Below are 21,691 nucleotides of genomic sequence, written 5' to 3'. Positions count from 1 at the left end.
CCGGTTCCGCGGATTCTGGTGTCATGGGTGCATGACTCTTCTGGTGCTCGGCGCAACAGGTTCGACCGGCCGGCGGGTCACCCGGCTCCTCCGCGAGCGGGAGATCGCCGTACGCCCTGTCTCTCGCCACAGTGACCCGCGGTTCGACTGGGCCGACCCGAAGACCTGGGCGCCCGCGCTGGACGGTGTGACCGGCATCTACGTGATGGCGCCGGACGGCGTACCCGTCGAGCCGGCGTTCATCGAGCAGGCCGTCGCGAGCGGCGTACGGCGTCTTGTCCTGTTGTCGACAATGCACGCCGAGGAGATCGACGACCGCCTGTACGCCGCCGAACGCCTCGTCCGCGATGCCGGCGCCGAGTGGACCGTGGTGCGGGCCAACTGGTTCAACCAGAACTTCGACGAGGGCTTCTTCCTGCCGGCGATCCAGGCCGGCGAACTCGTCGTACCGCTCGGCGACCAGCGCCACTCCTTCGTCGACGCCGAGGACATCGCAACCGTCGCCGTCGAAGCCCTCACCGGCTCCGGCCACCACGGCCAGACCTACGAGGTCACCGGCCCCACGATGCACAGCTTCGCCGAAGCCGTCGCCCTCATCGCTGAGGCCGCCGACCGCCCCATCCACTACAAGGGGGCATCGGCCGACTACCGCCAGGCATCCACCGCCCCACCCGACCAGGTCGAAGCCGAGATCGCCTTCTTCACCCACCAGCAATCCTTCGGCGACTCCCACCCCACCCCCACCGTGGAACACCTCACCGGCCGCCCACCCATCCCCTTCCCCACCTACGCCCACTCAGTCAACTGGCCCGCCCTCCTATCCCCCTAACACCTCACGCTGAGCTCCAGCACCCCAAGCCGAGCTCTCCGGCACCCCCACGCCGAGCTCGCCCGCACCCCCACGCCGAGCTCTCCCACACCCCCACGGCTGGCTCCCTGACACCCCCACGGCCCGCCTCCACCCGCGCCGGGATCGAGCCTGCCGACCTATCCGATTCGGAATCTCCCCACCCCTCCCGCTACACTCTTGCCTCGGCCCCCGGGCCACGCCGCCTTAGCTCAGTCGGCAGAGCGTCTCACTCGTAATGAGAAGGTCGTCGGTTCGATTCCGACAGGCGGCTCCACCCGAACCCCCAGGTCAGAGGCAACTTTCTGACTCGGGGGTTTCTTCGTTTAGGCGGTCGTGGTGCGGGACGGTCCTCAGCTGCTTGCGGTTCAGCGGGGTGGTCGGAGTACTGCGAAGGGGTCTGTGACGGTCAGTTCGCGGGCGACGAATTTGTAGACGGTGGCGGGCCGGCCGCCGCTCTGGCCGGGGGAGGCTCGGCGCTCGGTCGGGTCGATGACGTGGCGTCGGGTCAGGACGCGGGTCAGGTTGGTGGCGCCGAGCTCGTACCCCAGGGCGGCGCCGAACAGGTCGCGCAGCGCGGCGATCGTGAACTCCAGGGGAGCCAGCGCGAAGCCGATGTTCGTGTAGGACAGCTTCGCGCGCAGCCGACCGACCGCGGCATCGATGAAGTAGTGATGGTCGAACGCGGTCTGCGGCAGATCGTCGACCGGATGCCAGACCGTGTCGGACGGAAGCACCGGCTGTACGTCGGACGGCACCAGGCCGAGGTACGCCGTCGCCAGGACGCGGGCCCGCGGATCGCGATCGATCGCACTGTGGGTGGCCAGCTGTTCGAGGTGTGCGACGTCGCGGACGGCGACCTTCGTCGCCAGGTGCCCGGTGATGGCTTCCCGGAGCCGCTGTGTGGGCTCGACCCCGCCGCCGGGCAGCGCCCAGCGACCGCGGTACGGGCTCCGTGCGCGCTTCCACAGCAGGACGCACAACCTGCCGTCCCGGACCGACAAGACCACCGACAGCACCTCGTGCGGGTAGCTGGGGAAGTTAACCGGGTCACCTTTCTTGGCTGCGGGCACGACGCCGATGGTAGCGTGAAGCTAGTTATCGCCTCTGAAGCGAAAACACCACGAAGGGTCGGAGCAAGCGATGCAACTGACGACGGAGACGGTCCGGACCGCGGTGACGGCCGCATTGGCCGAGGACCAGACGGTGGACGACGTCACCACGCGATGGAGCGTCCCGGCTGAACTACACGTCGAGGCGACGGTGGTCGCCAAGCAGGCGGGTCGCGTGGCCGGTCTGCCGCTCCTACAGGGTGTGTTCGCCGCGATCGATCCCACCGTTACGGTGCGGCCGGCTGTTGCCGATGGCGATCCGGTCCTCCCTGGACAGCGGCTCGCGTCGATCAGTGGTGCGGCGCGCTCGATCATCACCGGCGAGCGCGTGGCGCTGAACTTCGTCCAAAGGATGTCCGGCATCGCAACCCTTACGGCCGCCTTCGTGGCCGCGATCGGAGCGCGCCCGGTGCGACTCCTCGACACTCGCAAGACGGCGCCCGGCCTTCGGGCCATGGACAAGTACGCCGTCAACTGCGGCGGCGGGACGAATCACCGGCTCGACCTGGCCGCCATGGTCCTGCTCAAGGAGAACCATCTCGCTGCGGCCGGCGGCATCCTTCCCGCCGTACGCCGGGTCCGGGACGGCATGACCGCGGAAGGCAGAGGCCTGGCGATCGAGGTCGAGGTCACCACCGCGGCGGAAGCCCGCGAAGCGCTGGACTGCCAGGTCGAGTGGATCCTGCTGGACAACATGCCGGCCGAGGAGATGGCCCTGATCGTCGAGCGGCGCAACGCCTCCGGGTCCACTTCACAACTCGAGGCCTCCGGCACCATCACGCTCGACACCGTCGCAGACGTCGCCGCCACCGGTGTCGACGCCGTCTCGGTCGGCGCCCTGACCCATTCCCCCACGGCACTCGACATCAGCCTGCTGGTCGCTCGCGATCACGGCGTCAACTGAGGAAGAAGGAACTGTTGTGACCATTGGTCAGCACCCAGCGATCACGTGGCAGGACGAAGTACGCCGCCTCGCCCAGGAGCGCGACGCGGTGATTCTCGCCCACAACTACCAGGAACCGGCGATCCAGGACGTCGCCGACCACGTCGGCGACTCACTCGCACTGTCGCGTATCGCTGCCGACACGGACGCCTCCACCATCGTGTTCTGCGGCGTACATTTCATGGCGGAGACCGCCAAGCTCCTCAGCCCGGACAAGACCGTGCTCATCCCGACTGCTCAGGCGGGTTGCTCGCTGGCTGACACCATCGATGCCGACCAGCTACGGGCGTGGAAGGCCCAGCACCCCGATGCCGCAGTCGTTGCCTACGTCAACACAACCGCGGCGGTGAAGGCCGAGGCCGACGTCTGCTGTACGTCGTCCAACGCGGTGGAGGTGGTGAACTCGATTCCGGCGGATCAGCCGATCCTGTTCCTTCCCGACCAGTTCCTCGGAGCACACGTCCGGCGGCAGACCGGCCGAGACAACATCGAAGTATGGATGGGCGAATGCCACGTGCATGCCGGCATCAGCGCGGCCGACCTGCGCGCGCAGGTGGCGGCCGATCCCGAGGCCGAGGTCCTGGTCCATCCCGAGTGCGGCTGCGCATCGTCCGCGATCTGGCTCGCCGGCGTGGGTGATCTGCCGGCCGAGCGGACCCACATCCTCTCCACCGCCGGCATGCTGGACACCGCCCGCGACCTGACCGCGAAGACGGCCCTGATCGCGACCGAGATCGGCATGCTCCATCAGCTGCGCAAGGTCAACGAGCGAACGAATTTCGTGCCGGTGAACCCGAAGGCCTCGTGCCGGTTCATGAAGATGATCACCCCGGAGCTGCTGGTGCGATGCCTACGCGAAGGCCGCGACGAGATCCACCTGCCGCCCGAGATCATCGAGCGAGCCCAGCGTTCGGTCGAGCGGATGGTTGCCATCGGCAAGCCTGCCGGCGCTCGATGACCCGGCTCCCGCAAGTCACATCCGCTCATCACACTGGAGGTTTCGTGTCCAAGGGCTACTGGGTCAGCGTTTACCGCACCATTTCAGACCCTGAGAAGCTGGCCGCCTACAACGAGTTGGCCCGTCCGGCCGTCCAGGCGTTTGGCGGCCGGACCCTCATCCGTGGCGGTCGGGTCGTCGCCCACGACGCCGGAATCGCCGAACGCACGGTCCTGGTCGAGTTCGACAGCTTCGAGCAGGCCATTGCAGCGCGCGAGAGTGCGGCCTACCACAAAGCGCTCGTCGCCCTGTCCGACGGCGTCGAACGCGACTTCCGCATCGTCGAAGGCCTCGACTGACGATGTCCGGTTAAGCGGATTCGGCCTGAGCGCGTGACACGATCTTGGTATGGACGACGATCGGAGGCGCCCGGCGATCATCGCGCTCACCGCGCTGGCGAACAGCGAGGACTACCACGATCGAGTCGACGCGGGTCGTGCCCTCGCCAGTTTCGCCGACGCTCGAGAAGCACGCGAGTCGCTGCTTCGACTAGTCCTTGATGCCAACGACACGTTCGTCACCTATGCGACCGCAGAGGCGTTGCTCCGGCGCCACGACCTCGCAGGACTCGCAATCATCGCTGAAGCGTTGGCCTCAGCGGATCTTCAACACCGCACGTACGTCGGAGACGCCGTCGCGGCTGTGTTCACGATGTTCGCCTCCGAGAGGGACCGTGCGGTCGAAGCATGCGACGAGCTGTCGCTCGACGCCAGTGCACAGGTTCGTCAGGGATCCGCCGAGCTGCGGGACATGCTCACTGAAATCCGTCCGCTGCTCCACCCACAAGAACCGGCCTGAGCTTCGGAGATACCTACGACCGGACGCTGTCAACAACTGGACCAGCCGCGATCGGTTCCTCCGGCTAGCACAGATCACTGTCGGACCAAGGTCGGGCGTCGACCCCAGGGACTCCGCCCGGTCCGGACCATCCTCTCTACGCGATACAGCCGACCGCCACTCGGTGGGGCTTAAGGGCAACTTCGCCCAGGGAATGCAGCAGTTCGAACTCGGCTGAACGCCGGTGGTCCTTTGCCACGTACTCACCTGCAACCAACCATGCCAACGGATGGTTCTCGATGATGCGCAAGGTCTACCGCACGCTCGCCCTAGTCGCTGCGACCGGACCGGGCTGGCGTTGACCGCCGGCACTGCCGCGGCCACCACGCCCGGGCCCGAGTGGACGCCCGGCTACCTCGGTCCGGAATGGAACCCGGGACAGCTCGGACCGGAATGGAACCCGGGAAGCCTGGGGCCGGAGTGGGATCCGGACAACGCTAAGCCCGGGGTCGCCGACCTCCTCGACGGCTTGGTCGGCCGGCTCTTCTGACCGCGTCAGGTCCGGTCCGGTGCCTCACCGTCAGCAGGCGCCGGACCAGTCCGCGGAATGGTCAGGAGCAGACGTCGGCGATCGCTGCCGGGTCCCAGTAGTACGGCCGGAATTTGGTGATCCGGCCGTCGGTGACCACGTTGACCTGGGCGATGTGGGTCTCGACCGTACGGCCGGTGGCCCGTGCGCAGAAACGTACACGGAGTAGCACGACGACCGTACGCCCATCGACGAGGGCTCGCGCGTCGATCACGTCCATCGACTGCCAGGTCTCGGAGAAGAGGTCGAGGAAGGCCTGAACGCCTCGATGGCCACGCCAGATCCCGGTCCCTGTGAAGGGCAGGCCGGGCGCCTGGTACACCACGACCTCGGGATCGAGGAAGGCAGCGACTTCGGTGAAGTCGGTGCCGATGCCGCGCGCGGCCACATACTTCGCCTCGGCCGCGTAGAACCGGTTCAACACGGCCATCACATCATCCCCGGACAGCGGCGAGCTGCCGTTCCGGAGCGGACTGCCGGTCGGTTCCGGTGTTGCCTTCATGCGTCGCATCCTCTCTTCGTCTGCCGCCACGCTGATACGTGCCGCGAAGGTTGAACGCGATCGCCGAGCCTGATGTGAGTTCGGCTGTGATCAGGGCGCGGCATCGGCGCTTCTTCGCCCAACGCGCATGCCGTCCCGGGTGCACTGCCGGGCGGGACAAGGCGCGAGCCGACAGCGACGAGTTTCCGGCCCTCGTGGAGTCAGGGCGAGGGCGCGCGGGGCTTCCGTCGTCAGTGTGGGTGCTCGTTGGCGGTGAGGATCTGCTCGACCACGAACGAGGCGTCCGCCGGGAGGGCGTTGCCGTCGCGGACTGCTCCGGCGCAGGCGACCAGTGCCTTCCAGAGCGCCCAGCCCTGTCCACGCTCCCAGGTCGCGTCATCCACGTCCAGGCGATCGCGGAACACGGCCCGGCTCTCGCCGTACAGCATGGTCCAGGCGATCGCCAGATCGCAGGCCGGGTCGCCGACGCCGCAGGTGCCGAAATCGATGACGGCCGCGAGCGCACCATCCTTCAGCAGGAGGTTTCCCGAGGCCACGTCACCGTGAAACCAGACCGGCCGGCCGCTCCACGAGGTTCGCAGCGCCCGTTCCCAGACCTCCTCGGCGACCTCGGTCCGGATGACGCCGTCCAAGGTCTTCAGAGCCGCCCGAGCCCATCCGTCGTACGTCGTCAGCGGACCGCCTCGGAACCAATTGTGCAGCCCCGGCCCCGGTCCGGCGGCCGAGTCGATGCGCTGCAGGGAAAGGAGAAACTCGGCGAGTTCGACGGCAAACGCCGTCAGGTTCTCGACGATCGCGCTGTCGGCGGGAACTCCATCGAGCCACCGATACACCGACCAGTTGTGCGGAAAGCCTTCGGCGGGTACGCCTTTGGCCAGTGGAACCGGAATCTCCAACGCCAACGTACGCGCGAAGACCGGCAACCACCGATGTTCCTTCTCCACTGCGAGCGCGTACTCCTCGGCGGTCGGGAATCGCGCGAGCAGTTCATCGCCGAGGCGGAACGTGCGGTTGTCCCACCCTTGCGAATCGACCGGCCGGACTTCGAGGTCGGACCACTGCGGGAACTGCCCCGCGATCAGCCTCCTCGCCACCGCCTCATCGATCGGCTTCCGGTCCGGCAATGGCAACAATTCGGACGTGTCGGTCATCGGCATAGACTGTAGGTCGTCTCTTCGAAACGCCACAAACCGATTTCCCGAGCTCGGTCCCACCAACTCGACACCCTGGCATCGCATTCTCTGGAGAGCCACATGCGCAGCATGAGTCCGGGCGCGTGCCCACTCCGTGCTCATGTCGATCCGCGCCTCTTGCGGTTCAGTGCCGGGGCAACGGCGGCCGTGCTCGCCGTCGTACTGCTCATCGTCGAGGTTGCTCGACCGCTGAGTCTGGGTCTGCTCGCGTCCCAGGTTGCCGTGTTCGGGTTCACCGCGTTCGTGAGTTTCCAGTGGTCGCTCTGGGCGCAGCTCTTCGCTCGCTTCATCTGGCCGCGGCTCGAACCGCCGCCCGGGTTGGAAGACGCTCGACCGCCGAGATTCGCCCAGTTCATCGGCTTCGTACTCACCGCCGTGGCCCTGACCACCTTCATCCTCGGCGCCGACCTCGCCGGCTATAGCCTCACCGCCCTCGCCCTCGTTCTGGCAGCCCTCAACGCGTCCACTGGCCTATGTCTGGGCTGCAAGGCCTACGACCTGGTCCGCAGACCAAGGTCGGCTTGAACCCGGCCGACGCAAACCCCAGCAGCTGGATTTCCCTGGCCGGTCGGCGGCGGCGCACGCTCAGCCCTTTGAGGTCGCGGCCCTCCGGTTGACGGCTATGTGTTTACGTGACCCTTCGGCGATTCCCGCAGAGCGTCCAGGCGCCTGGACATCGTGTCGAGGGTCGGCCAAGGTGGCCCCGCGCGCAGTGCGCGCAGGAACTCCTCTCCGAATCGCCTCCCGTTCGGAAACTGGTCGCGACGCTCCCAACGCCACGCTGCGACCATCGCGAGGACGAGCTGCCGGCAGTCGTCCACCAAGGTCTGGTCAACGCCTGGGTAGTGCTCGCAGACCGCCTCGGGAACATGGGCGAGATCGAACTCGACGGGTCCACGGCAGCACGTCTCGAAGTCGATGAACAACGGGCCGTTCTTCGTGCTGAGCACGTTGCCCGGATGCGGCTCTCCGTGAAGCAGTTGCTCGACGGCGCCGCGGGCCTCGATCGCCCGTCGTACGCGTCCGAGTCTGCTGCTGAGGAACACGCGGTCGGCGTCGGCGAGCTCCGGCGAGAGATCCGGGTTGGCAACGACTTCTTCCGCCTCCGCGACTCGATCCGTGAACCGCGGACTCGCCATATCAACCTGGCGCATGCCGGCGTGAAGTTGCTGCAGCGCCTCGGCGTACTCGATTGGTGAGACCTCAGGTGTCACAGGCTCGTGGTAGATCCACAGCGTCACTGCGAAGCCATCGCGCTGGTAGACAAGCGGGTCCACCGAGGCTCCAAATGAGCTATGGGGCATCCGAGCTCGGTGAGCCGTTGAGCGAGGTCGATTTCGAACTGTGCAACCTCTTGCCCCACAGGTGCGACCCGGGCAAACACGTCGCACGGAATCAGCCGCAGCGCCAGCTTGTTCGAGTTGTGGAGAACGATTGCATCTGTGGCCGGCAGATCGAGCGACGCAGCAACCGACGTTGCAGCCGCAATCGCACGCGCAACCTCGGACATCTCCATGACCAGGTCAGGCTACATTCGTGATCTCACCTTGTCCCTCGTATTTCGGCGGCGGCTGCGGGCGGCCGAGAGTTCTGCGCAAGCGGCAGGTCGGGCGTCGCGCAACCAGTTGGCCGCCTTGACCGCTGGTAGGCCGGGCCGCGAGTCAAGGTCGGGGTGCCGCGCGCTGCCGTAGGGTCGGGCCGTGTCTGAGGCCGACTGCTTGTCCTGTGGCCGGTTGTTGGCCCGTGTGGCCAGGTCCTCACGATCGCCGGCGTCATCGCCTTCGGTCTCGTTGTCGCCGGCGTACTGCACGGCGGCCGGCCCGCGCCGATTACCTGCAGGCAGGTCGGGATCGTCGACGTCTCTACAAATCCTGGTGACCGGGCGAATATGTTGCCTGAGGCAACATGTGGAAGCAGTGCACCCGGCTGGTGGAATGTGCGTGGAGTTAGTGACCGCGCAGGCCTGGGTGAATTTGTCCGGTGAGCCACGTGGTGATCATGTCGTTGAAGAGGGTTTGGTTTTCGATGTTCCAGACGTGATGCATGTTGGGTGCGATGCGGAGTTTTGCATGGGGTAATACGGCGGCCGCTCTGGGCAACGAGCGTCGTACGGCCTTAGTGTCGCGCTCGCCGGCGACGAGGAGCATCGGCCCGTCGTATGCCTCCAGGTCGGCCGGGACGCCGCCGGTCAGGATGTCGTGCAGCATGCGTTCGGCGGTTTCGCGCTGAACCGAGAGGCCGTGGTGCACGTACTGTTCGCGGGCTTGGGGAGGTAGTCGGAGACCAGCCGCGAAGGCCTTCCAGAACCAGGGCGAGCTCCAGAAGGTCAGTTGGAGGCGGGCGAGGAAACGCGAGAAGCCTCTGACCGGGAGGAGCGGGGCGCCCGAGACGAGGACTGATGCCGCGGCGTCGGGGTGGCGGGCGGCGAGGTGGAGGGCTATGGCGCCGCCTAGGGAGAGGCCGATGACGTGGAAGCGTTGGGCGCCGGTGAGTTGCTTGACGCGTCCGGCGACGTCGTCGGCGGCACCGGCGAGGCCGGGCCAGGACTCCGCCGTACGTCGGCCGAAGCCGGGCAGGTCGGGGGTGACGACCGTGCGGTGTGCCAACGCGGGAAGCTGCGGCTCCCACATCCAGCCGGCGACGTTGCCGCCGTGCAGTAGTACGACGGGGAGGTCGTCGAGGGCATCCGCGGACGTACGGGTCGCGGGGTGGAGTTCGGGGAAGGTGGTGGTCATCGGAATTCCTTCTCGAGGTTGTCGAGCCACTCGAGTTCGGTCCGGGTGTGGCGCAGGCCGTGGTCGAGCGTCGCGAGCCGGAGGCGCTCGGCGCGGGAGGCAGACTGGTCAGGCTCGGGGTTGGCGGCGCGGATCGCCTCCAGGGTGGCGAGGGTCGCGAGCGCTGCGTCGCGGCGTCGCTGCAGCAGCCCGGAGACGTCCGCGGGGTCGAGCTCACCCGCGAAGAAGACTCGCGCCAGGAAGGCGTCGCGTTCGGGTTGTCGATCCAGGTCGGAGACAAGCCATTCGCGCAGTACCGCACGTCCGGCGGGCGTGATGCGGTGCTCCTGACGATCGGGACCCGCCGTACCCGGCACCTTCTGCACCTCGACCAGCCCGTCGCTCACCAGCGCTGCCAGGGTCCGATAGATCTGCGCCTTGTCGGCCGACCAGAAGTAGTTGACCGTCGAGTCGAAGTGCCGCTTCAGGTCGTAGCCCGACATCGGCGCGATCGACAGCAGTCCCAGGACGATGCGCTGGAGAATCATGCCAACTAGTAGACATCACATCTAGGTGACTTGTCTACTAGCACACTCAGACGACGCGGAAGCCTCGGGACTCGTAGTTGGGGAGGGCGGCGGGGTGCTCATCGGGAGTGGTGTGCAGGTACACGCGGGTGGTGGGGTCGTTGAGCGTCCAGGCGAGTTGGGCGGTGAGGGTCAGGAAGGCGCTGCCGAAGCCCTTCGACTGATGTTCGGGCAGGAGGCCGAAGACGACGATGCCTACGTCACCGTTGGGTTCTGCGGAGAGTTCGGCGAAGCCGGCCGGTTCGTCGTCGATGACGGCCAGGTGCGTGTGGATGCCCGGCAGTGACAGTTCGGCTGTCCACTCCGCGGTGGTCCAGGCCGTTCGGCCGCTGGGACCGAGGGGTGCCCAGATGCGGTTGTACAGGGCGCGGATCTGGGGTGCGGCGGCCGCGGTGACTTCTTCGAGGGTGAGCGGGGCGGGCGGTGGGTCGCCGGGGATGAGGTGGGCGGGAGACGTCATCTCTAGGCGGATCATGATTGTCGACAATAGTTCCGGAAGGGGAACGTCCGGAACTGGCGTTAGCGTGTCGGCATGGCTGAAATTCCGTGGGAACCTCCGATTGCCGGGACCGATGTGGAGCACTTGGTCGGGGCGCTCGAGCGGTTGCGTACGACGTTCCGGTGGAAAGCCGACGGGCTGGACGCCGACGGGTTGAACACGCGGATCGCGAAGTCGTCGTTGACGCTGGGCGGGTTGCTCAAGCATCTGGCGGCGAACGAGGACTACCTGATCACCGTGAAGTTCCGTGGTGAGCCGATGGGCGGGCCGTGGGAGACGAACGGGTGGACCGACGACAACGACTGGGAGTTCGCGTCCGCGGCCGAGGACACGCCTGAGGAGCTCTACGCGCTGTGGGACGGCGCCGTGGTGCGGTCACGCGAGGCGTTGGCTGCCGCGATCGCCGACGGTGGGCTCGATCAGCCGGCGCACATCTCCTGGCCGGACGGGCAGCATGCCAGTCTGCGGCGGCTGGTCTGCGATCTCATTGAGGAGTACGGGCGTCATACCGGTCACGCCGACCTGCTCCGTGAAGCCGTCGACGGCCGCGTCGGCGAGGACCCGCCGGAGGACTGGCGCCCGGTCGGCGCCCGCACCAGCGCCGCGAACTGAGCCCCGCGCCGGCGGAGGGCTCGAGACACGTCGGCCGCGTCCGCGGGATCGCGTGCCGCAGCGAACTGAGCCCTGCGCCGTCCGGTGAAATGAGCTCCGCGCCGTCCGGGTGGGAGACGCTGCGGCGGGCACCGCGAACCAGGGCAGGCCGAGACGACCGTGCACGCGAAGCAGGTGCATCGGCCGCGCCCCCACGTTCGGACTTGGCCCGGCCTGGTTCGGTCGAGCGGTTTACTTGAGGCGCTTCAGTGTGCCGTCGGGGGAGACGGCGATCGACGTCCGCACTTTGTCGACAATCAGATTGACGATCATCTGATTGTCCTGCTGGGTGGTGGTGTACGCGACCACGGCGTTGGAGCGCGACGGGACGATCAGCGACAGGATCGAGGCCGACCGGCCGGAGCGGGTGAACTTCACCACCGGGGACGGCTTGCGGTCGTCGATGGTGCGGTAGTGCCAGCCCTGCACCGGGTCGGTCTCGCCGGTCGCGACCTTGATCGGCGTCGTCTCCTGCTGGAAGGGGACCTGCACGAGCGTCGTCTTCACCCCGTCGCCAGGCGCTTGAGCCACCGCGGAGTTACCGACGACGCGAACCTTCTGGTCCGACGGCAGGTGCCACAACGTCTGGTACTCCTCGTCCGACCGTGACGTCCCGCGGTCGAGCACCACCATCAGGTCCGGATCCTTCAGCACCAGGACGCTGCGCTTCCGGTCGATGCCCGGACCCAACGAGTCACTGAGCTCGTAGAATTCCGACGTCGCGCCGATCGAGGAGCGGACGAGCTCGGTCTCCGGATGCGACGTTGCCGTGGACAACACCGTCATCTGGTTGTGCGAGAACTGGCTCTTCGCCCAGCTCCGCCAGTCGTCCCACTTGTAGCCGGAGTGACCGCCATCGATCAGGATGTCCCGGCCGCGTGAGGTGTACGTCACCGCCGTGTGGTCCTCGTGACCGTGCAGCTTCCGCGACGGCCCGAACCGGATGCTGTACGTCGACTCCTGCGTGAACGGCCGGCTCTCACCCCACCCGGTCCGGCCGAAGATGTAGCCGGCGTCGAAGATCCCGACCCGCTGGGTCGGCCGGATCCCGCGCTTCCCGAGCGTCCCGGCGTACTCGAGGACCGTGCCCTCGACCGGGTACGTCTTCACCACCTCGGAGTCGCCGAGCTGGTGCAGGTTGCCGAGCGAGTTGGTCGCGAGGGCGAGCCACTTGGCGAGCTCACGCCGGCGCGCCTTGATCGTCGTACCGGGGTCGACGCCGCACTTCTGCAGGACGTCGCTCGCCCGTCCCCAGAGCGAGTAGTTGAACTGCGCGTACGCCGTCGACTGCTCGTTGGTCGATCCCTGGGTGTCGATCGACGTCTTGATCGCGTTCGTCAACCGGTCCGCGGCGATCTTCTTGAGATCGGCCCGACCGAGCGTGCAGCCGATGCCGAACAGCGCGATGCTCTCGTCGGTGCCGTGGTTCCAGTCGCCGCTGTAGTTCTTCTGCAGGAACCACGCGTGCTCCTGCAGCGCCTTGTCCAGCCAGGTGTACGACAGCGGCAGCTTCGCCACCTTCAGGCCCGACAAAGTTGCCTGACGCAAGCAGATCAGCACGTTCGTCCGGTGCATCGTCGCCTCGTAGGCGCCGACGTTCTTCTTCCACGAGTACGGGTTGTCGCGGACCCAGTCGCGAGCGATCGCGCTCACCCGGGCCAGGGCGCGCCGGTCGCCCTTCTCGGCCGCCGCGATGCCCTTCCCCAGCCAGCGCAGCGAGTGCAACCACATGTACCAGCTCGGGTTCTGGTACGGGTTCACGCTCCAGTCGACGTCCCCCTTGCCGTTGCCGACCTGGTACGGCGCCGACGTCCCCCAGGTGAAGGTGTCGCGATAGAGGTTGGTCAAAGGGTTGGCGCGGTCGATCCCGCTGTACGCCGGGCAGGTGTAGACGTCCCGCTTCGTCGCCTGCGTCACGGTCGGCGTCGGCGGCTCCGGAGTCCGGGCGATCGTCGGGTCCGGTGCGGCCTCGGGCGTGGAGTTGTTCCAGGGGATGACCAGAGAGGTCACGACGACGACCGCGCTCAGCAGGACGGCGATGCTGAGCCGCAGGGTCGTGGCGGCCTTGCGACGGTGGTGCGCGGGCATGGTTGATTCCTCACTGCAGCCCCCCACGGGCATGCCTTGTTCCGGACTAGACCTGAATAGGGGCAGACGTGTCCCTGGGTCAGGTCCGTTGGTGTGTCGTCGCGATGCCCGAGGTGGCGGGACTCAGGCTCGAGAAGGTCTGGCGTCTCGATGGAAGCTCTTGCTGGGGTAACACGCCGGCGGGCGCCGATAAGGTTGCATCCGGCATCTGTTGTTATAGATGTCCGGACTCACGGCAAAAGTTGCCCGGACCCCTCACTCCGGTTCCGCGGTGCCCGTCCGGGCAGACTTCACCGGTCCAGAATCGCCTGCAGGATCAGCTCGTTGCGCGCGTTCGTGCCGACCGGGTGGGAGGTGTGGATCCCGTCCCGGAGGTAGCTCGCCGGACCACCCGGCTGACCGGCGAGGAACTCGGCCCAGCGGATGATCCGCAGGTTCGGGTGGCGTACGGCGGCCTGCTCGAGCTGCTGATTGATCCACGCGCTGTTGGACTCGTCGGCGGCCCGGATCTCGGCCGGCTGACGGACCCGGCCGACGTACACGTTCACCCAGAAGACCGTCCGCGTCGGGCCCGCGATCTGGAGCGCCCGCTCGACCTGCGCGGCGAACGCGGGCGGGTCGAAGATGTCGTTCGAGCCCACCGCCATCACGATCCGGCTCGGCAGTCCGAACCGTCGTTCCCAGTCGGCCAGCGCGTCCACGGCCGCCGAGGTGGGCTGACCCGACCAGTCGTGAACGGCGAGGGCCTCGCCGGTGCGGTTCCGGAGGAGGGTCTCCAGGGCGGCACGGTCCTGGACGGCGATGCTGTCGCCGAACATGAAGACGCCGTTGAACGCCAGCGCGTCCTGGATCTCGTCGTCGGACGAGATGTGTTTGAGCAGGTCCTGCCACGGGCCGAGCGTGCCGGAGCCGAAGGCTCCCGGATCGATCGACCGCGCACCGGTGCTCGGCGGGGTGCTGCTCATGGACGTCACGGACGGCCGGGCCGGTTCGAGCAGGACCAGCAAACCGCCTGTGACAGCGAGGATGCCGAGCGTCACCACGATGGCGATCGACGAATCCAGGAAGCCCTCACGGAGTGCCTCTCGATGCCGCACCAGCCCCACACCCTCCCCGGCTACCAGTTTGCCTCTCTACTTCTCTCGACGCGACGGGTGGCCCGTTCGCTGCATCGAAAGGCGTCGCGGCATCACGAACGGCGTCGCGGCATCACGAGAGGCTTCGCTGCATCACGAAGGGCCCGCCGAACGACGGGCCCTCCGGATGTCGGTCGGATTCAAGCAAGCCGGACCAGTGATCCGCCGGCGGTGATTCCGACGGAGGTCTTCACACCGGCAACGGTCAGGTCGACGACGTACGTCGTACCGACCCAGCGGGTGGCGTAGGTGACCGCGCCGGACGCGCGGACCGGGGCGATGAACGACAGGATCGAGGCGGAGTATCCCGAGCGCGCGAACATCAGCGTGGGCGCCGAGTTCCGGGTCCGGATGTTGGGGTAGTGCCAGCCCTGGATCGGCTTCGTCTGGGCCTGCTTGAGCAGGATCGCGCCGGGCGGCAGCGCCTGCCGGTACGGCACCTGGAACAGGATCGTCCGCGTGTTCTCACCGGGCTTCGCCGCGAGGGCGGTCGTCCGCGAGTACACCGACGCCTTCTGGTCCGACGGCAGGTGCCACAACGTCTGGAACTGCTGCGCGGTCTTGGACGATCCGCGGTCGAGCGTGACGACTAGGTCCGGGTCCTTGAGCACGAGGACGCCGCGGACCCGGCTGATCCCGGCCCCGGGTACGTCGGAGAACTCGTAGAAGTCGGAGTTCGTGCCCAGCACGTGCCGGTTGAGCTTCGTAGCCGGCATCGCGTCCGCCGACAGCGGAGTCGTCATCGTGCTGTGCGCGAACGGGCTCTTCGCCCACGTCCGCCAGACGTCGTTCTGGTAGCCGGCGTGACCGCCGTCGATCAGGATGTCCCGACCGCGAGCGACGTACGTGAGCGACATGTGGTCGCTGTGCCCGTGCAGCTGGCGCTTCGGACCGTACCTGATGCTGTACGACGATTGGGCCGCGAACGTCGCGCCCGTGCCCCAGCCGGAGCGGCCGAAGACGAACCCGGCCGAGTAGACGCCGACGCGTTGCGCGGGCGCGGTTCCTTCCGCCCCCTTGGTGCCGGCGAACTGCAGCGGGGTGCCGGCGATCGGTGCGGTCTTCACGACCTCGGAGTCGCCGATCTGGTGGAGGTTGCCGAGCGAGTTCGTGGCCAGCGCGATCCAGTTCGCGAGCAGGGCCCGTCGCTGGGTGATCGTCGTACCCGGGTCGGCGCCGCAGGCCTGCAGTACCTCGACCGCGCGTCCCCAGAGGGAGTAGTTGAACTGCGCGTACGCCGTCGACTGCTCGTTGGTCGACCCCTGCGCGTCGATCGAGGTGGTGATGCCGGACGCGAGGCGCTGCTGGGCGAGGTTCTTGTAGTCGGTCCGGTTCAGCGTGCAGCCGACGCCGAACAGGGCGATGCTCTCGTCCGTGCCGTGGTTCCAGGCGCCGCTCCAGTTGTAGACCAGGAACGCCGCGTGGTCGAGCAGCGCCTTGTCGAGCCACTGGTACTGCGTCGGCAGGGTGGTGACCTTCAGGCCGGTCAGCACGGCCTGCCGGGTGCACATGAGCACGTTGGTGCGATGCATCGTCGACTCCCAGGCGCCGATGTTCGCCTTCCAGGAGTACGGATTGTCGACAACCCAATCGCGGACAATCGTCGTCACGCGGGCCATCGCGGCCGTGTCACCCTGGCCGGCGGCGGTGATGCCCTGCCCCAGCCAGCGCAACGAGTGGAACCACATGTACCAACTGGGGTTCTGGTACGGATTGAGCTTCCAGTTGATGTTGCCGCTGCCGTTGCCGACCTTGTACGCCGCGAACCCGCCCCAGGCGTAGGTGTCCTTCAGGAGGTACGACACCGGGGTCGCGTCGTCGACCGTGCTGAACCCCGGACACGTGTACGTCCCGGCGGCGGCCTGCGCCTCGTTCTTCGACCTGGCCTCGCTCTTGCTCCTGATGTCCTTCGCCGGCGCGGCCGTGGCCGGAATCACATTCGTTGCCCCCGGCACGAACTGCGCCCCCGGCGGCTCCGGCAGCTCGGGCGCGATCGCGATCCCCGGATTCCCCGCGGTCTCCGTCGCCGTCGCCATACCCCCACCGCTCGTCACCCCCGCCGCGACCACAAGCGCGCACGCCAACACCCACCTGACCATCGCATTCCCCAACCCTCGAACCGCGGCCCCCCGGCCGGCGGTGAAATCTCCCTGTCACACGCACGATGGCCATCCCGCCGGAAAAGTTGCGAGGCCTTGCCCTGGGCACCCACCGTGCTCGCGCGATGGCTGTTGGTGGTGGCAACGGCAGAGCGCCGCCACCCGGTCGGGGTGACGGCGCTCGCGGACCTGGTTCGAGTCAGGCGGTGCGTTCGGATTCGCTGCGTTCTATGCAGAACTCGTTGTGTTCGGGGTCGTGGAGGGTGACCCAGCCGCGGCCGTCGGGTTGGCGGTGGTCCTCGTGGATGGTGGCGCCGAGGGAGAGCAGGTGGTCGACCTCCTCGTCGCGGGTGCGCTGGTCGGGGACCCAGTCGATGTGGACGCGGTTCTTGACGGCCTTGGTCTCGGGGACGGCGATGAACAGCAGGCCGGGGACCGGCGCGGGGGCGACCACGAGCACCTCGTCGTCGCCCGGTTCGTCGCCGTCGGCGATCGGCCAGCCGGTGACCGCGCTCCAGAACTTCGCGAGCTCGTACGGGTCGCCGGCGTCGATCGTGACGTGTCGCAGGATCATGCCGAGACCATAGCCGTCCACCCGGCCAGGCGGTGAACGATCGGTCACGGCGCGGGATCGGCGTACGGCCGACGTGGCGCCGGCGCAGGGGGCGGCGCGGGGTTGGCGTTCGCGGGGTCTCGCGGACTGTCGGTGGCCGGGTCTACTGTGCGGGCAAGAGTGGTTTCCGTAGAGGGGGAAGGGCAGTCCGATGGCGTCTCGACTCAACCCGTACATCCAGTTCGACGGCAAGGCGCGGGAGGCGATGGAGTTCTACCAGAGCGTGTTCGGCGGGGAGCTGACCAGCAGCACGTTCGCGGAGTTCGGCGCGAGCAGCGGTCCGGACGACGAGAACCAGCTGATGCACAGCCAGCTCGAGACGCCGAGCGGCTTCACACTGATGGCGTCGGACACGCCTCAGGGCATGTCGTACAACCCGGGGCAGAACATCTCGGTCAGCCTGAGCGGTGACGACGAGGAGCTGCGCGGGTACTACGAGAAGCTCGCCGACGGTGGAGAGGTGACGGCGCCGCTGGAGAAGCAGATGTGGGGCGACGAGTTCGGCATGGTCACCGACAAGTTCGGCATCAACTGGATGGTCAACATCGGCCAGAGCTGAGCACGAACCTGACCACGGAACAGGCCGACGGCGCGGGAGTGGACCCGGCGCTCGGCGTGCCTGGCGCCGACCGCGCTCGTCACGCCGGCGGTGCGGGTCCCGCCGACCGGGCGGAACACGCCGACCGCGAGGGGTCGTGGGGTTGGCCGGATGGGTTGTTGCGGCTGGCGGGTGGGCGGCTCGTGCAGGGGTGGGACGGGGGCTCCGGTGACGGGGTGCCGGTGTTCTTTCTGCATGGGTGTCCGGACACTCGGCATGCGGCGTACGCCGGTGACGCGGCCGCGCGACGTGCCGGCGTACGGCTGATCGCGGTGAACCGGCCGGGCTACGGGCTGTCCGACGCGTGCCCGTCGACGCACCTGACCGTTGCGGACGACGTCGCCGCGGTGGCCGACCTGCTCGGGATCGAGCGGTACGCCGTCCTCGGCATGTCGATCGGCGGCCCGTACGCGCTCGCGTGCGCGGCCGCCCACCCCGACCGGGTGACCGCGGTCGGCGTCGCGGCGAGTCCGGCGATCGTTCCCGAGCTGGACCCGCCGTACCACCGCGATGACCTCCGCCCCGAGCAGCAGGCCTTCTTCACCCGCCTGGCCGGGCTCACCCCGGATGAGGCGGTCGCCCGGATGCGTCCCGACTTCGAGGCGTACGTCGACCACCTCAACCCGGCCGATCCGGACGACGCGGCGCTCGTACGACGGTTCCTCGCCGAGCTCGACCCGCGGGACGCCGAACTGACCACGAGACCCGGACCGACGATCGACGGCCGGACCCTCGGCTCGGCCGGCGCGATCGCGGCCGCCGTACGCGAGGCCCTCGCCAGCCCGGACGGCTACCTCCGCGACGCCGCGATCTCCTTCCGCGCCTGGGACTTCCGCCCCGAGCGGATCACCTGTCCGACCTACCTCTGGTACGGCGACCTGGACGCGAACGCCTCGGTCCGCAACGGCCGCTGGCTCGCCGACCGGATCCCGCACGCGACCCTGGTCGTCCGCGAGCAGACCACGCACCTCGCCGTACTGCACGACCACTGGGACGACATCCTGACCACGCTGGCCAAGGAAAATTGAGTACGGCGTCCGGCGGCCGCGGGGCTACCGTGAAACGCATGGGACTCAACGACGTGCTGTACGACCCCATCCGGCACAACATCTGGGCGACGAAGAGCTTGATCAAGTTCTGCCGCGACCGGAACCTCACCGCCGAACAGCTGGAAGTGACCGGCGTCGGCACGTACGGCGGGATCCTCGCCACCCTCGACCACATCGTCCGGTGCGAGGGCAGCTACGTCCGCCGGGTCGCGGACAGCCCGCTCGCCTTCGTCGACAGCGAGGAGACGGCCGACTTCGACGCGCTCGAGCGATGGAACGACGAGGCGGGCGCGCTCTGGGAGGAGGTGCTGGCCAAGCCGATCGACGTCGAACGCGTGGTGATCATCGACGACAACACCCGCGGCACCCGGCTCGGCATCTTCATCGCCCAGGCGATCAACCACGCCAACCACCACCGCGAGCAGGTGTGCGCGATCCTCACCGGCCTCGGCATCCAGCCGCCCGACATCCAGGCGTGGGAGTATGCCTGGACTCACAGCCGCATCTGGGACCTCCCGGAGGCCGAGCGCCCCACCAGCTGACTCCGGTCAGTCCTGACGCTTCAGCAGTTCGGCCGACTCCGGGACCGGGGTCACCGGAGTGCCGTAACTGAACCAGTTGAGCAGGTTCTCCACGACCAGGCCGCCCATCGCGTCGCGGGTCGGGATCGTGGCCGAGCCGACGTGCGGCAGGAGTACGGCGTTCGGGACCTCGAGGAGACCCGGGTGGACGTTGGGCTCGTCCTCGAAGACGTCCAGACCGGCGCCGAGGATGGTGCCGTCGCGGAGCGCGTCTGCCAGCGCCGGCTCGTCGACCACGGTGCCGCGGGCGACGTTGATCAGGATGCCGTCCGGCCCGAGCGCGCGCAGGACCTCGGCGTCGACCAGGTGCCTGGTGCTGTCGCCACCGGGAATGACGATCATCAGGATGTCGACGTCGTGGGCCATCTCCAGCAGCGTCGGGTAGTAGTGGTACTCGACGTCCTTGCGGTGCCGGTTGTGGTACCCGACGGAGACCCCGAACGGCGCCACCCGGTCGGCGATCGCCTGGCCGATCCGCCCCAGGCCGAGGATGCCCATCCGGCGGCCGCGCAATGTTGCCTTGGTCAACGGATACGCACCGTTCTGCCACTCGCCGGCCCGGAGGTACCGCTCCGCCTGGGGGAGTTGGCGGACCGTCATCAGCAGGAGCCCGAGGGCGGTGTCGGCGACCTCGTCGTCCAGGACGCCCGGGGTGTTCGTCACCACGACACCGCGTTCGGCCGCGGCCGCCGCGTCGATCTGGTCGTAGCCGACGCCGAAGCTCGCGACGATCCGGAGTGCGGGCAGCCTGTCCAGGAACGCGCCGTCGATCGGCGTCCCACCGGTCGCGACCGCGACGATGTCGTCCCGGCGCTCGGCCAGGACCGCGTCGGGATCCGCCTCCTCCCAGAGCCGGATCAGTTCGACCTTCCCGTCCAGTCCCTCCGCGACCACGGGGTTCATCCGGCCCGGCATCAGCACCACTGGCAGTCCCATAGCTCTCCTCACCCGAGTCTCTGGTCCGCTCGAATCCTATTTCCTCTCGGCACTCAGGCCTGCCCGTAGGCCTAGCGGTGGACGTCTCCGGCAAACTCGGCCAGATCCGGCGGAGTAGCGGTCAGAAGCTGGCCGCTACTCCGAGGATGCTGGAGACATGACCGAGAACAGCAGCACCTCAGCCACCCTGCATGCGTACTTCGGCTACCGGGACGCGGTCGGCGCCCTGCGCTGGCTGGAGAAGGCGTTCGGCTTCGAGACCACGATGGAGGTGCCGGACGACAAGGGCGGCATCATGCACGCCGAGATGCGGTACGGCGGCGTCGCCTTCACCCTGTTCACCGACGAGGAAGGCTACGACAAGCCGATCCGCAAGGGTGAGACCGTCGGTCACGGCAGCTACATCGCCTTCGACAGCCAGGACGAGGTCGACGCGATCCACCGGACCGCGGTCGCGGCCGGCGCCGAGTCGATCTGGGAGCCGGCCGCCACCGCCTGGGGCAACTACCGCTGCCGCGTCGCCGACCCCGAAGGCTACGAGTGGACCTTCGGCACCCACCGCCCCGGCCAACCCGCTTCCTGGTAGACACCGTGGGGTGCAACCACGACTGATCGTCATTCGGGGCAACTCGGGGTCCGGTAAGAGCTCGATCGTCGCGGCGATCCGGCAGGTCTATGGCCGCGGGATCGCCTGGATCGAGCAGGACTACGTCCGCCGGATCATCTTCAAGGAACTGGACGAGCCCGACGGCGCCAACATCCAGGCGATCGGGCAGCTCGCCCGGCATGCCCTCGACCGTGGGTACCACGCGGTGGTCGAGGGCATCATGCCGAGAGCCCGGTACGGCGAGATGCTCGCGCAACTGCGGGCGGCGTACGACGGGCCGTCGTACTTCTACTACCTGGACATCCCGTTCGACGAGACGGTCCGGCGGCACGCCAGCCGGGCGAAGGCGAGCGAGTTCTCCGGTGACGACATGGCCGAGTGGTACCAGCCGCAGGACCTGCTCGGCGAGCCGCGCGAGACGGTCATCGACCAGCACAGCTCGCTGGAGACGACCGTCACGCGCATCCTCACCGAGACGGGACTGACACGGATGGCCAGGCCATCACAATCGCGTCCCGCCACGGACGGCTGAGCGGGAGTTCACCGATGGACCGTCATTGTGATGGCCTGGCG

Annotated in this window: 26 protein-coding genes and 1 tRNA gene; 14 read left to right on the top strand and 13 right to left on the bottom strand. The window is 68.0% G+C overall.

All coding sequences use genetic code 11. The annotated features are described in order from the left end of the window. The first annotated feature begins 31 nt into the window (after positions 1-31). Positions 32-829, top strand: a complete 798-nt coding sequence (locus ACQPYZ_RS33640) for an SDR family oxidoreductase (protein ID WP_433163131.1) — start codon at positions 32-34, stop codon at positions 827-829. Between the two features lie 219 nt (positions 830-1,048). Then, positions 1,049-1,124: transfer RNA gene (locus ACQPYZ_RS33635), tRNA-Thr, on the top strand. 91 nt (positions 1,125-1,215) lie between these two features. On the opposite strand, the gene ACQPYZ_RS33630 is transcribed toward ACQPYZ_RS33635, so the two are convergent. Then, positions 1,216-1,920, bottom strand: a complete 705-nt coding sequence (locus tag ACQPYZ_RS33630) for an NUDIX hydrolase (protein ID WP_433163130.1) — start codon at positions 1,918-1,920, stop codon at positions 1,216-1,218. 70 nt (positions 1,921-1,990) lie between these two features. Here ACQPYZ_RS33630 and nadC point away from each other — a divergent pair, with 70 nt between their 5' ends. The 5 genes from nadC (at position 1,991) to ACQPYZ_RS33605 (ending at position 5,226) form a co-directional block, all read left to right on the top strand. Then, a complete protein-coding gene (nadC, locus tag ACQPYZ_RS33625; RefSeq protein ID WP_433163128.1) occupies positions 1,991-2,863 on the top strand; it encodes a carboxylating nicotinate-nucleotide diphosphorylase in 873 nt (290 codons plus the stop codon). Between the two features lie 16 nt (positions 2,864-2,879). Continuing rightward, the gene (gene nadA / locus ACQPYZ_RS33620; RefSeq protein WP_433163127.1) at positions 2,880-3,860 is read left to right on the top strand and encodes a quinolinate synthase NadA; all 981 of its coding nucleotides are present in this window, start codon (positions 2,880-2,882) and stop codon (positions 3,858-3,860) included. A gap of 44 nt (positions 3,861-3,904) precedes the next feature. Beyond that, positions 3,905-4,198, top strand: coding sequence for a DUF1330 domain-containing protein (locus ACQPYZ_RS33615; protein ID WP_433163125.1), 294 nt, complete (start codon positions 3,905-3,907; stop codon positions 4,196-4,198). Positions 4,199-4,247: 49 nt separating this feature from the next. Continuing rightward, entirely contained in the window at positions 4,248-4,697 is a 450-nt protein-coding gene (locus ACQPYZ_RS33610; RefSeq protein ID WP_433163123.1) for a hypothetical protein, read from the top strand. Between the two features lie 337 nt (positions 4,698-5,034). After that, entirely contained in the window at positions 5,035-5,226 is a 192-nt protein-coding gene (locus ACQPYZ_RS33605; protein WP_433163122.1) for a hypothetical protein, read from the top strand. A 61-nt stretch (positions 5,227-5,287) separates the two neighbouring features. Here ACQPYZ_RS33605 and ACQPYZ_RS33600 read toward each other — a convergent pair whose 3' ends face one another. Both ACQPYZ_RS33600 and ACQPYZ_RS33595 read right to left on the bottom strand, forming a co-directional pair. Next, positions 5,288-5,767, bottom strand: coding sequence for a nuclear transport factor 2 family protein (locus ACQPYZ_RS33600; protein ID WP_433163120.1), 480 nt, complete (start codon positions 5,765-5,767; stop codon positions 5,288-5,290). 230 nt (positions 5,768-5,997) lie between these two features. Beyond that, positions 5,998-6,981, bottom strand: a complete 984-nt coding sequence (locus ACQPYZ_RS33595) for an aminoglycoside phosphotransferase family protein (protein ID WP_433163118.1) — start codon at positions 6,979-6,981, stop codon at positions 5,998-6,000. A gap of 39 nt (positions 6,982-7,020) precedes the next feature. On the opposite strand from ACQPYZ_RS33595, the gene ACQPYZ_RS33590 reads away from it, so the two are divergent. Beyond that, positions 7,021-7,485, top strand: coding sequence for a DUF4395 domain-containing protein (locus ACQPYZ_RS33590; RefSeq protein ID WP_433163116.1), 465 nt, complete (start codon positions 7,021-7,023; stop codon positions 7,483-7,485). 95 nt (positions 7,486-7,580) lie between these two features. On the opposite strand, the gene ACQPYZ_RS33585 is transcribed toward ACQPYZ_RS33590, so the two are convergent. The 5 genes from ACQPYZ_RS33585 to ACQPYZ_RS33565 form a co-directional block, all read right to left on the bottom strand. Beyond that, entirely contained in the window at positions 7,581-8,099 is a 519-nt protein-coding gene (locus tag ACQPYZ_RS33585; protein ID WP_433169821.1) for a phosphotransferase family protein, read from the bottom strand. Positions 8,100-8,197: 98 nt separating this feature from the next. Beyond that, the gene (locus ACQPYZ_RS33580) at positions 8,198-8,476 is read right to left on the bottom strand and encodes a hypothetical protein (RefSeq protein WP_433163115.1); all 279 of its coding nucleotides are present in this window, start codon (positions 8,474-8,476) and stop codon (positions 8,198-8,200) included. 430 nt (positions 8,477-8,906) lie between these two features. Beyond that, the gene (locus ACQPYZ_RS33575; protein ID WP_433163113.1) at positions 8,907-9,695 is read right to left on the bottom strand and encodes an alpha/beta fold hydrolase; all 789 of its coding nucleotides are present in this window, start codon (positions 9,693-9,695) and stop codon (positions 8,907-8,909) included. Then, positions 9,692-10,222, bottom strand: a complete 531-nt coding sequence (locus ACQPYZ_RS33570) for a PadR family transcriptional regulator (protein ID WP_433163111.1) — start codon at positions 10,220-10,222, stop codon at positions 9,692-9,694. The genes ACQPYZ_RS33575 and ACQPYZ_RS33570 overlap by 4 nt, the downstream gene beginning before the upstream one ends. A gap of 46 nt (positions 10,223-10,268) precedes the next feature. Then, positions 10,269-10,736 (bottom strand): N-acetyltransferase family protein, encoded by a 468-nt coding sequence (locus tag ACQPYZ_RS33565; RefSeq protein WP_433163109.1) that lies wholly within the window; start codon positions 10,734-10,736, stop codon positions 10,269-10,271. 57 nt (positions 10,737-10,793) lie between these two features. On the opposite strand from ACQPYZ_RS33565, the gene ACQPYZ_RS33560 reads away from it, so the two are divergent. Next, complete coding sequence (locus tag ACQPYZ_RS33560; protein WP_433163108.1) at positions 10,794-11,372, top strand: DUF664 domain-containing protein; 579 nt, start codon at positions 10,794-10,796, stop codon at positions 11,370-11,372. A gap of 231 nt (positions 11,373-11,603) precedes the next feature. On the opposite strand, the gene ACQPYZ_RS33555 is transcribed toward ACQPYZ_RS33560, so the two are convergent. The 4 genes from ACQPYZ_RS33555 to ACQPYZ_RS33540 all read right to left on the bottom strand — a co-directional run bounded on the left by ACQPYZ_RS33555 (position 11,604) and on the right by ACQPYZ_RS33540 (position 17,308). Next, positions 11,604-13,499, bottom strand: a complete 1,896-nt coding sequence (locus ACQPYZ_RS33555) for a heparinase II/III domain-containing protein (protein WP_433163106.1) — start codon at positions 13,497-13,499, stop codon at positions 11,604-11,606. 290 nt (positions 13,500-13,789) lie between these two features. Then, positions 13,790-14,596, bottom strand: a complete 807-nt coding sequence (locus ACQPYZ_RS33550; protein WP_433163104.1) for a hypothetical protein — start codon at positions 14,594-14,596, stop codon at positions 13,790-13,792. Between the two features lie 179 nt (positions 14,597-14,775). Next, positions 14,776-16,671, bottom strand: coding sequence for a heparinase II/III domain-containing protein (locus ACQPYZ_RS33545; RefSeq protein ID WP_433163103.1), 1,896 nt, complete (start codon positions 16,669-16,671; stop codon positions 14,776-14,778). Between the two features lie 262 nt (positions 16,672-16,933). After that, a complete protein-coding gene (locus ACQPYZ_RS33540) occupies positions 16,934-17,308 on the bottom strand; it encodes a VOC family protein (RefSeq protein ID WP_433163102.1) in 375 nt (124 codons plus the stop codon). Positions 17,309-17,498: 190 nt separating this feature from the next. On the opposite strand from ACQPYZ_RS33540, the gene ACQPYZ_RS33535 reads away from it, so the two are divergent. From ACQPYZ_RS33535 to ACQPYZ_RS33525, 3 genes are all read left to right on the top strand, one after another. Then, entirely contained in the window at positions 17,499-17,906 is a 408-nt protein-coding gene (locus tag ACQPYZ_RS33535; RefSeq protein ID WP_433163101.1) for a VOC family protein, read from the top strand. Positions 17,907-18,127: 221 nt separating this feature from the next. Continuing rightward, positions 18,128-18,973, top strand: a complete 846-nt coding sequence (locus ACQPYZ_RS33530) for an alpha/beta fold hydrolase (RefSeq protein WP_433163100.1) — start codon at positions 18,128-18,130, stop codon at positions 18,971-18,973. A 38-nt stretch (positions 18,974-19,011) separates the two neighbouring features. Further along, complete coding sequence (locus ACQPYZ_RS33525; protein ID WP_433163098.1) at positions 19,012-19,536, top strand: DinB family protein; 525 nt, start codon at positions 19,012-19,014, stop codon at positions 19,534-19,536. Positions 19,537-19,542: 6 nt separating this feature from the next. Here the strand turns inward: ACQPYZ_RS33525 and ACQPYZ_RS33520 are convergent, their stop codons facing one another. Beyond that, positions 19,543-20,511, bottom strand: coding sequence for a 2-hydroxyacid dehydrogenase (locus ACQPYZ_RS33520; RefSeq protein ID WP_433163097.1), 969 nt, complete (start codon positions 20,509-20,511; stop codon positions 19,543-19,545). Positions 20,512-20,668: 157 nt separating this feature from the next. Between ACQPYZ_RS33520 and ACQPYZ_RS33515 the strand changes: the two genes are divergently transcribed. Then, entirely contained in the window at positions 20,669-21,097 is a 429-nt protein-coding gene (locus tag ACQPYZ_RS33515; protein WP_433163096.1) for a VOC family protein, read from the top strand. Between the two features lie 10 nt (positions 21,098-21,107). After that, positions 21,108-21,650, top strand: coding sequence for an AAA family ATPase (locus ACQPYZ_RS33510; RefSeq protein ID WP_433163094.1), 543 nt, complete (start codon positions 21,108-21,110; stop codon positions 21,648-21,650). Positions 21,651-21,691 lie beyond the last annotated feature (41 nt).

The organism is Kribbella sp. CA-247076, assembly GCF_050942445.1.
GTDB lineage: Bacteria > Actinomycetota > Actinomycetes > Propionibacteriales > Kribbellaceae > Kribbella.
Note: the sequence above shows the minus strand (reverse complement) of the source record. Positions and strands in the feature narration are given on the sequence as shown.

Bases quoted from the DNA above. Each gene is read 5' to 3' on its own strand.
- ACQPYZ_RS33640 (WP_433163131.1), top strand. From the start codon at position 32: ATGACTCTTCTGGTGCTCGGCGCAACAGGTTCGACCGGCCGGCGGGTC.
- nadC (WP_433163128.1), top strand. From the start codon at position 1,991: ATGCAACTGACGACGGAGACGGTCCGGACCGCGGTGACGGCCGCATTG.
- ACQPYZ_RS33610 (WP_433163123.1), top strand. From the start codon at position 4,248: ATGGACGACGATCGGAGGCGCCCGGCGATCATCGCGCTCACCGCGCTG.
- ACQPYZ_RS33600 (WP_433163120.1), bottom strand. From the start codon at position 5,767: ATGAAGGCAACACCGGAACCGACCGGCAGTCCGCTCCGGAACGGCAGC.
- ACQPYZ_RS33590 (WP_433163116.1), top strand. From the start codon at position 7,021: ATGCGCAGCATGAGTCCGGGCGCGTGCCCACTCCGTGCTCATGTCGAT.
- ACQPYZ_RS33585 (WP_433169821.1), bottom strand. From the start codon at position 8,099: ATGGCGAGTCCGCGGTTCACGGATCGAGTCGCGGAGGCGGAAGAAGTC.
- ACQPYZ_RS33580 (WP_433163115.1), bottom strand. From the start codon at position 8,476: ATGGAGATGTCCGAGGTTGCGCGTGCGATTGCGGCTGCAACGTCGGTT.
- ACQPYZ_RS33575 (WP_433163113.1), bottom strand. From the start codon at position 9,695: ATGACCACCACCTTCCCCGAACTCCACCCCGCGACCCGTACGTCCGCG.
- ACQPYZ_RS33570 (WP_433163111.1), bottom strand. From the start codon at position 10,222: ATGATTCTCCAGCGCATCGTCCTGGGACTGCTGTCGATCGCGCCGATG.
- ACQPYZ_RS33565 (WP_433163109.1), bottom strand. From the start codon at position 10,736: ATGATCCGCCTAGAGATGACGTCTCCCGCCCACCTCATCCCCGGCGAC.
- ACQPYZ_RS33560 (WP_433163108.1), top strand. From the start codon at position 10,794: ATGGCTGAAATTCCGTGGGAACCTCCGATTGCCGGGACCGATGTGGAG.
- ACQPYZ_RS33555 (WP_433163106.1), bottom strand. From the start codon at position 13,499: ATGCCCGCGCACCACCGTCGCAAGGCCGCCACGACCCTGCGGCTCAGC.
- ACQPYZ_RS33545 (WP_433163103.1), bottom strand. From the start codon at position 16,671: ATGGCGACGGCGACGGAGACCGCGGGGAATCCGGGGATCGCGATCGCG.
- ACQPYZ_RS33540 (WP_433163102.1), bottom strand. From the start codon at position 17,308: ATGATCCTGCGACACGTCACGATCGACGCCGGCGACCCGTACGAGCTC.
- ACQPYZ_RS33535 (WP_433163101.1), top strand. From the start codon at position 17,499: ATGGCGTCTCGACTCAACCCGTACATCCAGTTCGACGGCAAGGCGCGG.
- ACQPYZ_RS33525 (WP_433163098.1), top strand. From the start codon at position 19,012: ATGGGACTCAACGACGTGCTGTACGACCCCATCCGGCACAACATCTGG.
- ACQPYZ_RS33520 (WP_433163097.1), bottom strand. From the start codon at position 20,511: ATGGGACTGCCAGTGGTGCTGATGCCGGGCCGGATGAACCCCGTGGTC.
- ACQPYZ_RS33515 (WP_433163096.1), top strand. From the start codon at position 20,669: ATGACCGAGAACAGCAGCACCTCAGCCACCCTGCATGCGTACTTCGGC.